General features: G+C 69.1%; 12 protein-coding genes, 1 tRNA gene and 1 pseudogene. 12 read left to right on the forward strand and 2 right to left on the reverse strand.

Features of this window, described 5'->3' with window-relative positions; translation table 11 throughout:
* The first annotated feature begins 65 nt into the window (after positions 1-65).
* The 8 genes and pseudogenes from AB0316_RS05325 to AB0316_RS05360 all read left to right on the forward strand — a co-directional run bounded on the left by AB0316_RS05325 (position 66) and on the right by AB0316_RS05360 (position 6,484).
* Positions 66-758, forward strand: coding sequence for a haloacid dehalogenase type II (locus AB0316_RS05325; RefSeq protein WP_366271093.1), 693 nt, complete (start codon positions 66-68; stop codon positions 756-758).
* 266 nt (positions 759-1,024) lie between these two features.
* A complete protein-coding gene (locus AB0316_RS05330; RefSeq protein WP_366271095.1) occupies positions 1,025-1,573 on the forward strand; it encodes a carboxymuconolactone decarboxylase family protein in 549 nt (182 codons plus the stop codon).
* Positions 1,574-1,626: 53 nt separating this feature from the next.
* Entirely contained in the window at positions 1,627-1,938 is a 312-nt protein-coding gene (locus AB0316_RS05335) for a hypothetical protein (protein WP_366271097.1), read from the forward strand.
* Between the two features lie 77 nt (positions 1,939-2,015).
* A pseudogene (locus AB0316_RS05340) lies at positions 2,016-2,552 on the forward strand (TetR/AcrR family transcriptional regulator); the annotation flags it as partial.
* A gap of 387 nt (positions 2,553-2,939) precedes the next feature.
* Complete coding sequence (locus AB0316_RS05345) at positions 2,940-3,113, forward strand: hypothetical protein (RefSeq protein ID WP_366271099.1); 174 nt, start codon at positions 2,940-2,942, stop codon at positions 3,111-3,113.
* A gap of 429 nt (positions 3,114-3,542) precedes the next feature.
* Positions 3,543-5,171 (forward strand): replication initiator, encoded by a 1,629-nt coding sequence (locus AB0316_RS05350; protein WP_366271100.1) that lies wholly within the window; start codon positions 3,543-3,545, stop codon positions 5,169-5,171.
* Positions 5,172-5,208: 37 nt separating this feature from the next.
* Positions 5,209-5,358, forward strand: a complete 150-nt coding sequence (locus AB0316_RS05355) for a helix-turn-helix domain-containing protein (protein WP_366271102.1) — start codon at positions 5,209-5,211, stop codon at positions 5,356-5,358.
* 1 nt (position 5,359) lies between these two features.
* Complete coding sequence (locus tag AB0316_RS05360; protein ID WP_366271104.1) at positions 5,360-6,484, forward strand: tyrosine-type recombinase/integrase; 1,125 nt, start codon at positions 5,360-5,362, stop codon at positions 6,482-6,484.
* Positions 6,485-6,498: 14 nt separating this feature from the next.
* Here AB0316_RS05360 and AB0316_RS05365 read toward each other — a convergent pair.
* A tRNA-Lys gene (locus AB0316_RS05365) sits at positions 6,499-6,574 on the reverse strand.
* Between the two features lie 354 nt (positions 6,575-6,928).
* Entirely contained in the window at positions 6,929-7,369 is a 441-nt protein-coding gene (locus AB0316_RS05370) for a cyclic nucleotide-binding domain-containing protein (protein WP_366271106.1), read from the reverse strand.
* A gap of 242 nt (positions 7,370-7,611) precedes the next feature.
* Between AB0316_RS05370 and AB0316_RS05375 the strand changes: the two genes are divergently transcribed.
* From AB0316_RS05375 to AB0316_RS05390, 4 genes are all read left to right on the forward strand, one after another.
* The gene (locus AB0316_RS05375) at positions 7,612-10,290 is read left to right on the forward strand and encodes a response regulator (protein WP_366271108.1); all 2,679 of its coding nucleotides are present in this window, start codon (positions 7,612-7,614) and stop codon (positions 10,288-10,290) included.
* Entirely contained in the window at positions 10,287-10,682 is a 396-nt protein-coding gene (locus AB0316_RS05380; protein ID WP_366271110.1) for a response regulator, read from the forward strand. The genes AB0316_RS05375 and AB0316_RS05380 overlap by 4 nt, the downstream gene beginning before the upstream one ends.
* The gene (locus AB0316_RS05385) at positions 10,679-11,833 is read left to right on the forward strand and encodes a response regulator (RefSeq protein ID WP_366271112.1); all 1,155 of its coding nucleotides are present in this window, start codon (positions 10,679-10,681) and stop codon (positions 11,831-11,833) included. Before AB0316_RS05380 ends, AB0316_RS05385 begins: the two co-directional genes overlap by 4 nt.
* Positions 11,834-12,033: 200 nt before the next feature.
* Positions 12,034-13,500 (forward strand): peptide ligase PGM1-related protein, encoded by a 1,467-nt coding sequence (locus AB0316_RS05390; RefSeq protein ID WP_366271113.1) that lies wholly within the window; start codon positions 12,034-12,036, stop codon positions 13,498-13,500.
* Positions 13,501-13,626 lie beyond the last annotated feature (126 nt).

The raw sequence follows: 13,626 nt of genomic DNA on the forward strand, positions 1-13,626 counted from the left end.
TGCCCGCGACGAGTCCAAGACTGCCCGTCACGGTTACCGTCACCGCGCCCATCTGAAGGAGACTCATGAGCCAGCCCGCAGTACAGGACCGTACTCGACCGCGTCTGCTGATCTTCGACGCGAACGAGACCCTGTCCGACCTGTCACCGCTCGGCGCCCGCTTCGCCGACCTGGGCCTGCCTGACCACGTGGCGACCTCATGGTTCGCCGGCCTGCTACGCGACGGGTTCGCGCTGACCGCTGCCGGGGCCAGCGCCCCGTTCGCCGAGATCGCAGCCGAGTCGCTACGGGTGCTGTTCACCTCCCAGCAAACCGACCGTGAGCTCGAGGATGCCGTCGCCCACGTCATGGCCGGGTTCAGGGGGCTCGGAGTGCATCCTGATGTCATCGAGGGAGTGGAATCGCTGCGAGAGCTCGACCTGCGGCTGGTCACCCTCAGCAACGGATCGGCCAGTGTGGCCGAGTCGCTGCTGAGCGCCGCCGGTGTACGGGAACATTTCGAGCGGCTGCTGTCCGTGGAGGACGCCGGCAGCTGGAAGCCGTCCCACGGGTCCTACGCCTACGCGCTCGAGCAATGCCAGGTCGGTCCGGCGGAGGCCATGCTGGTCGCGGTCCACCCCTGGGACACCGACGGGGCGGCGCGTGCCGGCCTCTCCAGCGCCTGGGTCAACCGTCACCATGCGCGCTACCCGTCCTACTTCCGGCCCCCGACCGTGCATGCTCGATCGCTGACCGACCTTGCCCAGCAACTGAGTTGAGCAGGCTGCGGTGCGGACGCGCCACGACCTTCGAGAGGCTCTCGCCATGCAGGTGGGGCCTTGAAAAATGGTCTTGGCGGGTCTGGCCTGGAACAGGCATGTAGCAAATCGGCGCACACGCCGTCCCGGTCGGCCCGGCGCTGATGGGCGCGGGTCGGTATCCTCCACACCCGGCCTTCCACCAGCCTCAATACACGGGCTCGGGAAGAATCGGCGGGTACCGACCGTTGTGGAGAAGTCAGCACATGTCGAGTTTGGAGGGTCTCATGCCCCGCATCCCCGCCCACACGATCGAGACAGCCCCACAGCAGTCGAGGGACACGCTGGCTGCGATCAGCAAGCGGATGGGCAAGACGCTGAACATTCACGCCGGGATGGCCCACTCGCCCGTGGTCCTGGCCACGTATGCCGGCATGTCCGGCGCGCTTCGGGAACACGGCACGTTCGATGCCCGCACCCGCGAGACGATCGCCCTGGCCGTCGGTAACCAGAACGATTGCCACTACTGCCAGTCGGCACACACCGTGTCCGCCAAGGCCGCTGGGCTCAGCGAAGAGCAGACGATCGCTATCCGCGCCGGGCGCATCGACTTCGATGGCAAGCTCGCGGCCATTGCCGAGGTCGCGCGCCAGATTGCTTCGAGCACCGGCACCGTGACCGACGAGGCCTGGACCGCAGCCCTCGCGGCCGGGTGGAGTGAGCAGCAGCTCGCCGAGACGTTCGCCCACGTCGCGGTCAACCTCTACACCAACTACTTCAACCACTTCGCCGGTACAGAGCTGGACCTGCCCGAGGCCCCAGCGGTGGGCGCCTGAGCATGGCGCCGCAGCCTGGTCCGCACCAACCCGGGGATGAGCCGACGGGGCGCGTGACGCTCCTCGTCATCGCGGACTGTCCCAACAGCACAACTGCCGCAGCGGTTCTAAGCGACGCCCTCGTTTCGGTGGGCCAGCTCCGCCAGAGCTTCACGACCGTCCTGATCGACTCGCTTGAAGAGGCGGAGTTGCACGAATTCATCGGCTCCCCGTCGATTCACGTCGACGGCTGCGACATCATGCCCGTGCCGGGGGCGCAGCCCGCTGTGGCATGCCGTACGTATGTCCACGCCGACGGCAGCCGTACCGGCATCCCGGACACGGACGCCTTAATCCGCGCACTCAGCGCGGTGCTGAACCCGTAGCGACCCCATTCAACGTGGTCATAAGCACAGGCATGCGATCGTGACGGCCGCCGCGAGCCTCTTCGAACAAACACGGTTATGGGCAGATCACTTTGCAGCAGGTGGCCACCGCTGCTGGCGTCTCCCGCCCGACGGTCACCGCCGTCTTCGGGTCGAGGCCCGCCTTGTTGAGCGCGGCGATCGATGAGGCCCTCGCTGGAGACGACGAGCCAGCGCCGGTGTCGGCCAGGGCCTGGCTCGAACCGGTGTGGCAAGCACAGACGTCGACGGAGTGCCTCGCGGCGTATGCCGAGGTGTGCACTGTCATTGGTAAGCGGGCTGCACCTCTTTTCGAGGTGCTCCGCCGGTCTGCTGACAGCACGCCCGAGCTGGTCGATCTGTGGACGCGGACCCAGGGCAACCGGCGTAGAGGCGCCGAGATGGTGATCGATCGTGTCCGGGAGATTGGCGACCGGCGCCAGCTTCCAGAACGCGATCGCGCGGTAAATATCTTGTGGTTCTATAGCGATCCGAGCCACTATCTCGCCCTCGTTCACCACTGCCGCTGGGACGACCCTGCCTTCACCGCCTGGCTCACGAAGCGCATGACGAACGCCCTGCTCAGTACAGACTGAGGCCCCTCTAATCCAGTGCGTGCATCGGTTGACCGATCGTCGGCATGGTCGGGCGTCGATGCAAGGGAGCGTTCCCGAACGGTGTTACTGAACGGTGTCACTGAACGGTGTTACTGAACGGCTCCCGGTAATGATGGTCCCCACGTCAGTCCGCGACGAGAGCCGGTCCTGCGATGGCGGCGGGAGTGGGGGAGACGCTGGGCCGAGCTGGCAGCGGGAGTGCCACCGCGACGGCGCCGAGGAGGCACTCTCCGGCGGCGCTGAGCACCCGACGTGCAGGCCGTGGAGGAACCCGGTCGTGGCAGCGTCGCGGATGGCGGCCGAGGCCGGGCCCGGTGCGGCGTCGAGGCCGGCGTTCTCTCACCAGGGCGACTGCCATTCACCCACGTGGCCGCCTGGTCGGCCGTACACGGCCTCGCCGTCCTCGTCCTCGACGGCCCGCTCGGCGCGCTCGAGGAGGCCGACCGGGTCTCCGCCAAGATCGCCTACCCGACCTCATCGACGGCGGACTCCACTGATTCAAGGCTGCACGGTCCCTATGCGCCGCGTTCCGGGAACTAGATCAGTCCTGCCTCGAGACGTCCCCTCTTCCGGCATGTGGGCGAAGTTTCGTCTGCCGACACACGGCGTGTTTCTTCGTCCCGGAGTGCGTGGCGTGTGGATGGTGGGGAGTGCGGACATACCCACACAAATATTCTGAACTGACAAACATGCGGGCTTGATGCCCTGGGGGTCGGCTCCCTACTCCGGCCAGAGGCCATCCACACGAATTGCCGTCACACACCACACACACACCTCTTTTGGTCCGCCATCTCCTTGGTGATCTCTGTCGTCATCTCTTGACGTGGCTGGCGTGTGAGCAACCCCCGCGGCGCCGGCATCTCCTTCATCGTTTCGGGGCTGCCATTTCGGACCGGGTGTGTCGTGCAGCGCGGGGTTGCATCAGCTGCACGACACACCCACCCGGACCAGGGAAGGAGGTGGCCGTCAATGACCCGGGCAACACGAGACCGCGTCTGGGACGCCGTCCCCCTCCGTGCCGCCGAGCACTCCTTCGAGCGTCTGGGTGAGCCTCCAATCGCTGGCGGCCGGCTGCTGGACCTGGGCAATCTCGACGCCGCGACCGAGGCGCAGGTGCTCGCCCGGCTGCTGTCGCGGGACTTCGATGCTTGGTCCGAGGCCGCTGCCCGGGTCGGTCACTGCGCCCGACCGGTCCGCCTCCACGGCCACTCCGACACGGTCGACACCCGGACGGGTGAGGTGCTCTCCTCGTTCTCGTCGGTCGAGAGCCCGCTTGGGGTGCTGCACGTGCGGTGCGGGAACCGGCGTGCCACCGAGTGCTCGTCCTGCTCGCGCCTGTATGCGGCGGACACGTTCCACCTGATCCGGGCTGGGGTCACCGGCGGCAAGGGCGTGCCCGAGCAGGTGGGCGAGAACCCGCTGGTGTTCGCGACGCTGACCGCGCCCTCGTTCGGGCTCGTCCACGGCATCCGCGGCGGCCGCACCTGCCGCCCCTTCACGCCCCAGGGCCAGGACCGGACGTGCGAGCACGGGAGGCCGACCGTCTGCCACGCCCGGCACGGCGAGGGTGACGAGCTGCTGGGGCAGCCGCGGTGCCGGGACTGCTACGACTACGCGAGCCACCTCGTGTGGCAGTGGTGGGCCCCGGAGCTGTGGCGCCGGTTCACCATCGACCTGCGACGCGCCCTCGCGAAGCGTTTCGGCGTCCCTGAGTCGCGGCTCGGGGAGCTGGTGACGGTGCAGTACGCGAAGGTCGCCGAGTACCAATTGCGCGGGATCGTGCACTTCCACGCCTTGATCCGGCTCGACGGACCCAAGACCGACGCCGGGTTTGCGTCCGCGCCGGCCGGGACCAGCGCCGCACTCCTCGCGACTCTGGTCGAGCAGGCCGCCGCTGGCGTGGCCTTCGACGCACCGCCGCTGCACGAGGGTGACGTGGTGCGCCGGCTGCGGTTCGGCACCCAGCTCGACGCCCGCCCGATCGCCATCGCCCGCCGCACCGACGACCCGGACCGGGCCCTGACGCCGGAGCAGGTCGCCGGCTACCTGGCGAAGTACGCGACGAAGTCCGCCACCGACTCCACGAACACCGACAGCCCCCACGCCCGCCGGCTCCGGGCCACGATCGTCGCCGTCACCGAACGGATCCACGCCGACGCCCGCGCCGACGACATGCCGGTGCGGGAGCACCCGTACGGGCTGCTGTTCAAGTGGCGACACATGCTCGGCTTCCGCGGCCACTTCTCCACCAAGTCCCGCCGCTACTCGATGACATTGGGGCAGCTGCGCCGGCGCCGGGTTCGGTACGAGCGGGCCCTGGCCGCCGCGCACCGGGAGGGCCGGACCCTCGACGTGCGCGACCTCGACGACCTCCTGCAGGACGACACCGAGGAGACCACCCTCGTCATCGGGCACTGGACTTACGCCGGGACCGGCTGGGACACCGACGGCGACACCGAACTCGCCAAAGCCGCCGCCGCCCGCGCCCGCGAGTACGCCCGGCAACGAGCAGCAACCAGGAGCGAGCAACGAGCAGCAACGAAAAGCGAACCAGGGACGAAATCAACTGTGAGAGAGGAAGGTTCGGCAGATGAGTGAGATGAGTGAACCGGAGAGACTTTGGACGTTGCAGGACGTGAGTGACTACCTGCGCGTTCCGGTCGGCACGATCTACCAGTGGCGGGTCCGCGGGGGTGGCCCTCCCGCGATGCGGATCGGGCGGTACCTGCGGTTCGACCCGGAGTCGGTCAAAGCGTGGTCCCGGGCCAAGCTCGAGGCTGCGTGAGATGGCCAGCATCGGCAAGAACCCCAGAGGCACCGGCTGGCAGGCGCGGTGGCGTGACCCCGGCGGTCGGCAGCGGAAGAAGAACTTCACGCGCAAGGTCGACGCGCAGCGCTGGCTCGACCAGATGCAGGCCGAACGTCACCGGGGCCAGTACATCGACCCGACCGCGGGCAAGATCCGCGTCCGTGACCTCGCGGAGAGTTGGGCCTCGGGCCTGACCCACCTGAAGGTCTCGACCGCCGCGCGCTACCGGGGCCTGGTGACCGGGCACATCCTGCCGCGCTTCGGGTCCTGGGCTGTCGCCGATCTTCGTCACACGGATGTGCGTGACTGGGTTCGGGACCTGTCCGCCAGCGGCCTCTCGGCCGGCACCGTCCGGCAGGCCCACCGAGTGCTCTCGTTGATCCTCGCCGAGGCGGTCAAGGACGGCCGGATCTCGCGCAACGCCGCCTCGGGGGTGCAGCTCCCGCGAGCCGTCCGGCTTGAGCCCCGGTTCCTGACGGCGGACGAGGTGGGCCGGCTCGTGGCAGCCGCCGGCAGCAACGGATTGTCGGTCGCCGTGCTGGCCTTCTGTGGCCTGCGGTTCGGCGAGCTGGCTGCTCTGAAGGTGCGGCGGGTGAACTTGCTGCGGCGGCGGCTGGTGGTGGCCGAGAGCGTGACCGAGGTCGGTGGCCGGCTCGTCTGGTCCACCCCGAAGACGAACCGGACCCGGACGGTGCCGTTCCCGCCGGCGCTCGGACCGGGCATCGAGGCGCTGTGTTTCGGCAAGGGGCCGGACGACCTGTTGTTCACCGCGCCGGGTGGGGGAGCGGTGCGTCTGGGGAACTGGCGTCATCGAGTGTTCGACCCGGCGTGCCGAGAAGCTGGTCTGGTCAACGTCAAACCGCACGACCTGCGGCACACGGCGGCCTCCCTGGCGATCGCCGCGGGCGCGAACGTCAAGGCCGTGCAGCAGATGCTGGGGCACGCCTCGGCGGCGATGACGCTGGATGTGTACGCCGGTCTCTTCGGCGACGACCTGGACGCCGTGGCCTTAGCGCTGGACGGGCTTGTGCCCCAGATGTGCCCCCGCGACCCGGTGCACGCCTCAAAGGAGCGGAAGCCACATGCCACCGATGCCGGCTGACCTGCGCAAACGTGTGGTGGGCCCCGTCGGGCTCGAACCGACGACCAGCGGATTAAAAGTCCGACGCTCTACCAACTGAGCTAGAGGCCCGGGGGGTGGGGAGTTCGAATGCAACTTCCCTCGCAACTTCGGTCGGAACAGCAGTGGTGTAGTCCACGACCGACGCGACCCCACGCGCCAGTATGCCGTAGCCCGCCCGGACTGCAGACGGTGTCCCTGCCCCCTCCGCCCTACGCGCAGGGTGGCGGTGGGAGGCTCGCCCGCCATCTGGATCGAACGACACCCTCGGTACGGCCGGAGCGGCAGGAGGCTGGAACGTCTCGTCGGGTGGTGGGCTTTGAGGGGTAGTTCCTCAGTGCTCACGGGCCGCTGGTGATGCCGGCGGCGGCGACGCGCTGTGTCCCGGAGCGGCACTTGACCGCGACCTGTACCGCACATCGAACCTCACGGCCGGGCGCCGGGGTCGGAGGCCCTTGCCTCCGCCTCGCGCAGACGGGCGCAGAGAGTCTTGAGAAGGTGCCGGGCGAACTCTGGATCCTCGTCGATGACCGTCTCGAAGTCCTGGTGGGGAATCGCCATCGCCTTCAGCGGCTCGGCGGCGGTGACGGTCGCGGATCGCGGTCGGCCGTCGATCATGCTGATCTCGCCGAAGTAGTCCCCGGGCCCGAGGGTGCGCAGCTCACGACCGTCCTTGCTGACCGTTGCGGATCCCTCGAGGATGAGGTGGAACGCCAAGGCGCCACGGCCCTCCGTGGCAATCGCCTTTCCCGCCGGATGCGAGACCTCGGTCGACGCGCCGGCCAACCGTCTCAACTGCCCCTTCGACAGGTCTCTGAACAGGTCCACGTTGGCGATGACAGCCTCGTGCGCTCGATCTCGTGCCATGACGGACTACCTCCCGACAGTTGTTCAGCCTACGCCCAGACTGTCGGGCGGGCTTGGGCAATCGGCATACCCCATCCCCATCGTCGGTGAAGCGACCATCGAGACCGTCCCTGTCGGGCACCAAAGCCGGCGTGCCCCGTAAGCGGTGGCGACGGGCCCCGCCATTCCGGGGGCGCGGCTGTGGAGTCGGCGGGACACTCATCTGGGGACGAGGGCAGCTCACAGCATGATTGGGGACTCGCATGAGCGGGTTCGATAACAACGCTGGCGTGGAGTCGGCACGCACGGGCCGTGCCGACCTCGAGGCTCGTCTTGCCGACGTCCAGGAGCAGTTCCGGGCCACCAGCGACATCCTCAAGGTCCTGACGAGCGGGGCCTCGGAGCAGACGAGGGTCTTCGAGGCGGTCGTCCACAACGCCCGGCGGCTGCTGGCTGCCGACGTCGCCCAGATCCACCTGCTCGAAGGCGACCAGTACCGGATCCGGTGGTCGAGCGGACACTCCAAGGCTTACCTCGAGAAAGTCGACCGCTACCCGCTCCTACGAGACAGGGGCTCGCTCATCGGACGCGTCGGGATGGACCGAACTGCGCAACAGATCGAGGACGTCCTCGCCGATCCCGACTACTCGGCGCTTGCGCTGCAGAAGCTCGGCGGCTACCGGTCCATCATGGGCGCGCCGATGCTGGTGGAGGACGAAGTCGTGGGAGTTCTGACCGTTTGGCGCAACAAGGTCGACCCTTTCGAGGACCGCGCCGGCGAGCTGCTCACGACCTTCGCGGAGCAGGCGGCGCTGGCGCTGAGGCACGTCGAGCTCGTCGCCGCCTTGGAGAACCGCTCGGCGGAGCTCGGACGCAAGGTCGAACAGCTTGAGGCACTGGCTGAGGTGGGCGAGGCGATCAGCTCCAGCCTGGACGCCGACGAAGTGTTGGCAACCATCGTGTCGCACGCCGTCGAGCTGTCCCAGACGGATGGCGGCTCCCTCATGGAGTTCGACAGGTCGACCGGGCTCTTTCGGGTGCGCACCGCCTACGGCACCAGCGAGGAGGTCGTCGAAGCGCTGCGGTCTGCCGAGATCCACATCGACCGGACGTGGGTGGGCCGAGCAACCCGGACGCGCGAGGTGCTGCAGATTCCCGACCTCGACGCAGAGCCGGCCCCACTGGACGCCCACCTCGCGGTGCTGCACGGCTCCGGCTGGCGCTCACTGGTCGCGATCCCGCTCGTGCGTCCGGACCGCGTCGTCGGCGCGCTCGTCGTGCGACGAAAGACCACCGGGTCGTTCACGCAAGCGACGTGCGAGCTGCTCGCTGCGTTCGCGAGCCAGTCGGCCGTCGCCCTGACGAACGCTCGGCTCTACCAGCAGCTCGAGCAGCAGAGCGTGGAGCTTGCGGAGGCCAGCCGGCACAAGTCGGAGTTCCTCGCGAGCATGTCCCACGAGCTGCGCACGCCGCTCAACGCCGTCATCGGGTTCTCCGAGGTGCTGCTCGAGCGGATGTTCGGGGAGCTCAACGACCGGCAGGAGGAATACCTCCAGGACATCCTCGCGGCTGGTCGGCACCTGCTCGCCCTCCTCGGTGACATCCTCGACCTCTCCAAGATCGAGGCCGGTCGCATGGAGCTCGACCTCACGACGTTCCCCATCGAGGACCTACTGGTGCAGGCGCTCTCGCTCGTGCGCGAGAGGGCAGCGCTGCACGGCATACACCTGCGGGTGGAGGCCGAGCGCGGGCTGGGCACGGTGACGGCCGACGCGCTCCGGCTCAAGCAGGTGCTCGTCAACCTGCTGAGCAACGCGGTCAAGTTCACTCCGGACGGCGGCAGCGTCGAGGTCCGCGCCTGGCGAGACCCCGAGGAGGTCGCGATCACCGTGACCGACACCGGCATCGGGATAGCACCGGCTGACCAGGAGCGGATCTTCGACTCGTTCCAGCAGGGCGAGCGTTCGGCGTCGTCGAGCGAGGGCACCGGCCTGGGTCTCACCCTGAGTCGCCGCATCGTGGAGCTGCACGGGGGGCGTCTCTGGCTGTCGAGTGCGCCGGGGGAAGGCAGCACCTTCGGCATCGCGATCCCGCAGGCGAGCGCCGAGCGGCCCGGGGACGACGAGACGTGGTCGACCGAGGAGGAAGAGCGAGCAGGCACGCCGACGGTCGTCCTCATCGAGGACGACCCGCGGTCCGCGGAGCTGGTCGAGCTGCACCTTCGCGCCGCCGGACTGCGGACCGTGTGCGCCTCCACCGGGGAGCTGGGGCTGCGCCTGGTCCGGGAGCGAGGCCCGTTCGCCGTCATCCTCGACATCCACCTGCCCGGCATGAACGGCTGGGAGGTCCTGACGGCCCTCAAGAGCGACCCGGCTACCGCCGCGGTACCGGTCGTCGTCGTCAGCGTCGAGCCGCAGCGAGGTCGGGGGTTCGCGCTCGGCGCGACGGAGTACCTCGTGAAACCGGTCAGCGGGGACCACCTGCTCGCCGCCGTCTCCCGGCTGCTGCCGTCGAGCCTGGGCGAGGTCCCGGACCGGGAGGCGGGCACCGGTCTCAGCGTCGTGGTGGTCGACGACGACCCACTGGCGCTGAAGCTCGTGCGCAGCACCCTCGAGCCGCTCGGCTGGGAGGTGCACACGTGCTCGGGGGGCCAGCAGGCCGCAGACCTCGTGCGGGCGGTGGCTCCGTCGGTCGTCGTCATGGACCTGCTCATGCCCCAGGTCGACGGTTTCGCCGTCATCGACGAGCTGCGCCCGAACCGCGAGACGGACGGTCCGCCGATCGTCGTACTGACCTCGAAGACCTTGACGGCACAAGACCACTCACGTCTGGAAGGTCGCATTGCGTTCGTCGCGGAGAAGGCGGGCATCGACCTGCCGGGTCTCGCCCGTCGGCTCGCAGCGGTGGCAGCCGCGAATGCCGCACCGGAGGAGGGCACGTGAGCCGCCCACCTGTCGTGCTCCTCGTCGAGGACAACCCGCGCAACCTCAAGCTGGCCCGCGACGTGCTCGAGTATGCCGGCTTCTCCGTCGTCGTCGCCGCCACCGGTGAGCAGGGGGTCGACCAGGCGCGCGAGACGCTCCCGGACGTCATCCTGATGGACCTGCAGCTGCCGGGGATCGACGGCTTCGCCGCCCTCGAGCTGCTCCACGGTGACGAGGCGACCGCGCACATCCCCGTCGTGGCCCTCACGGCCTTCGCCATGCGCCGGGACCGCGAGCGGGCCCTCGCCTCCGGGTTCGCCGGCTACCTCGAGAAGCCGATCAGCGTCCGCGAGTTCCCGGCACAGGTGCGCCGTCACCTCCCCGATCCCGACGACGGACAACGACCGTGACCGCGCCCGTCGAAGACGTCCTCCCATCGCCGCTCGAGGGGGTGCGGGTGCTCGTCGTCGACGACCTCGAGCAGAACCGGAAGCTCATGCATGCAGTGCTGGAACCACACGGGTTCTACGTCCGCTCGGTGGCCTCGGGTGGCGAGGCGCTCGCGGCCCTGGGCGAGTGCGACGTCGACGTCGTCCTGCTCGACGTGCTCATGCCGGTGTTGGACGGTTACGAGACGTGCGCACGCATCAAGGCCAACCCCCGGACGGCGATGCTCCCCGTGGTCATGGTGACCGCGAGCGGCACCCGCGAGCGGCTCCGAGCCCTGGAGGTGGGTGCCGACGACTTCGTCACCAAGCCCTTCGACCAGGCCGAGCTCATGGCGCGGGTGCGGTCGCTGGCGCGGGTCAAGCGGCTCCATGACACGGTTGTCCAGCAGACGGTGGCGCTCGAGCGGTGGAATGCCGAGCTCGAGTCGCGGGTGGCCGAGCAGGTCGCCGACCTCGAGCGTCTGAGCCGGCTGCGCCGGTTCCTCTCCCCGCAGATCGCCGGGCTCATCCTCGAATCGGGCGACGAGTCGTTCCTCGAGAGCCACCGTCGCGACATCACGACGGTCTTCACGGACCTGCGCGGCTTCACCGCGTTCGCCGAGACCAGCGAGCCGGAGGAGACCATGTCCGTCCTGCGTGACTACCACGCGGCGCTCGGCGAGCTCGTCTTCGCCTACGAGGGAACGCTCGAGCACTTCGCCGGCGACGGGCTGATGGTGTTCTTCAACGACCCCCCGCCGTGCGCGGACGCCCCGGAGCGGGCCGTCCGGATGGCGCTGGAGATGCGTGACCGGGTCGACGAGCTCGCCGCCCACTGGCACCGGCGGGGTCACGACCTGGGCTTCGGGGTCGGCATCGCCCAGGGCTACGCGACGCTCGGGCGGGTGGGGTTCGAGGGTCGGTGGGACTACGCCGCCATCGGGACGGTCACCAACGTCGCCTCCCGGCTCTGCGCCGCGGCCGCGAGCCGGCAGGTCCTGGTCAGCCCCCGCGTGCGAGCCGGGCTGGACGACCGCTTCGAGATCCGCTCACTCGGTCCCGTCGAGCTGCGCGGCCTCTCACGGCCGCTCGAGGTACACGAGGTCATCGGAACCAACGGACAGGAGACCTAGCCATGAACCCACCGACCGGGGCCATACCCGAAACGGTGCCTCCTGAGGTAGAGGACCGCCTCTCCCCGCCGCGTGCGCTAGGTGACCTGGACGAGGCAGCCCGCGACCGGCTCTTCGATGACCTTCAGGAGCGGCTCCCTGCGGTCTGGAGCCTCATGCGGCAAGGAGATCCGAGGGAGTCGGTGGTCGTCGTGCCTTCGATGAGCGCGGACCCCGTCGCCCCGTCCGCGGGGGCCATGAACCAGGCCTTGGAGGAGCGGCTGCTCTTCCTGTTGCTGCTCCTGCGCCAGCCGCGGCTACGGATGGTCTACGTCACCTCGATGCCGGTGCACGACCACATCGTCGAGTACTACCTCTCGCTCCTGCCCGGGGTGATTCCGAGCCACGCCCGCTCGCGCCTGCAGCTCGTCTCGGTCGGGGACTCCTCGCCGACGCCCCTGACCGACAAGCTGCTGGCCCGTCCCCGGCTGCTGGCGCGGATCGCTGAGCTGGTGCCGGATCCTTCCCGCTCGCACCTCGTGCCTTACACGAGCACGACCCGCGAGCGCGACCTCTCGCTACAGCTCGGGATCCCCATGTATGCCGCCCACCCGCGCCTCTACCCGCTGGGGACGAAGACCGGCTGTCGGCGGGTCTTCGCCGAGGCCGGCGTATCCCATCCCTTCGGGGCGGAGGACCTCCGCTCCGTCGACGACCTCGTCGACGCCGTGCTCGAGCTGGTTACGGCCAGACCCCGCGCCGAATGGGCCATGGTCAAGCTCAACGAGGGCGTGTCCGGCTCGGGGAATGCGCTCGTCGACCTGTCGGGTCTGGCTGGCGGAGAACGCTCTCCGGCGCGCGACGGTGTTCGTGCGCTGCGCGCCGAGGTGGCGGAGCGGGTGCGCGCAATGCGGCTCGAGGACGCTCGTGTCGGGATCGGCACGTACCTGGAGAAGCTGGCGGAACGTGGCGGGATCGTCGAGGAACGTGTCGTCGGCGAGGAGCTGCGCAGCCCGAGCGTCCAGCTGCGTGTGACTCCCCTCGGCGAGCTCGAGATCCTCTCCACCCACGATCAGATCCTCGGTGGACCGTCGGGCCAGATGTACCTCGGAGCCCGCTTCCCCGCCGATCCGGCCTACGCGACGACGATCGCGAAGGAGGCCGAAAAAGTGGGTCGGGTGCTGGCCGCCAAGGGGGTCCGCGGACGCTTCGCGCTCGACTTCGTGGTGGTCCGCAACGGCGACTACTGGCAGACCCACGCCATAGAGGTCAACCTCCGCAAGGGCGGCACGACGCACCCGTACCTGACGCTGCAGTTCCTGACCGACGGTGAGTACGTCCACGAGGAGGGGCGCTACGTGACGCCCGCCGGGAGCGAGCGCCACCTTGTGGCCACCGACCACCTCGAGGACGAGTCGCTGCGAGGCCTCACGGTCGACGATCTGTTCGACCTGGTCGCGCGAGCTGGCCTGCACTTCGACCAGTCCCGTCAGACCGGCATCGTCTTCCACATGATCAGCTCGATCACCGAGTGCGGCCGCGTGGGCATGACGGCGATCGGGGACACGCCAGACTCCGCCCAGGATGTGTTCGACCGGGCGGAGTCGGCGTTGCTCGCCGAGGCGCGGGCGTCCCTGCTGCCGCTCCCGGTGCCGGCCCGGGTGCGCCTCGACGAGGGTCTGCGGTGAGTGTTCAAGGTGCGATCGAGGCCGAGTGGATGAGCGCGCCGACGTATGCCTGGTGCCAGGTGAGCCGTGCCACGACCGAACGCGCCGACGCGGCCCCGCACGGGCATTCCCAGGTCCAGCCGCCAC

This window comes from Terrabacter sp. NPDC080008, assembly GCF_040702505.1.
GTDB lineage: Bacteria > Actinomycetota > Actinomycetes > Actinomycetales > Dermatophilaceae > Terrabacter.

What these genes read in the sequence shown, in the direction of transcription:
- AB0316_RS05325 (WP_366271093.1), top strand. Translation starts at nt 66, where the DNA reads ATGAGCCAGCCCGCAGTACAGGACCGTACTCGACCGCGTCTGCTGATC.
- AB0316_RS05330 (WP_366271095.1), top strand. Translation starts at nt 1,025, where the DNA reads ATGCCCCGCATCCCCGCCCACACGATCGAGACAGCCCCACAGCAGTCG.
- AB0316_RS05350 (WP_366271100.1), top strand. Translation starts at nt 3,543, where the DNA reads ATGACCCGGGCAACACGAGACCGCGTCTGGGACGCCGTCCCCCTCCGT.
- AB0316_RS05360 (WP_366271104.1), top strand. Translation starts at nt 5,360, where the DNA reads ATGGCCAGCATCGGCAAGAACCCCAGAGGCACCGGCTGGCAGGCGCGG.
- AB0316_RS05370 (WP_366271106.1), bottom strand. Translation starts at nt 7,369, where the DNA reads ATGGCACGAGATCGAGCGCACGAGGCTGTCATCGCCAACGTGGACCTG.
- AB0316_RS05375 (WP_366271108.1), top strand. Translation starts at nt 7,612, where the DNA reads ATGAGCGGGTTCGATAACAACGCTGGCGTGGAGTCGGCACGCACGGGC.
- AB0316_RS05390 (WP_366271113.1), top strand. Translation starts at nt 12,034, where the DNA reads ATGAGCGCGGACCCCGTCGCCCCGTCCGCGGGGGCCATGAACCAGGCC.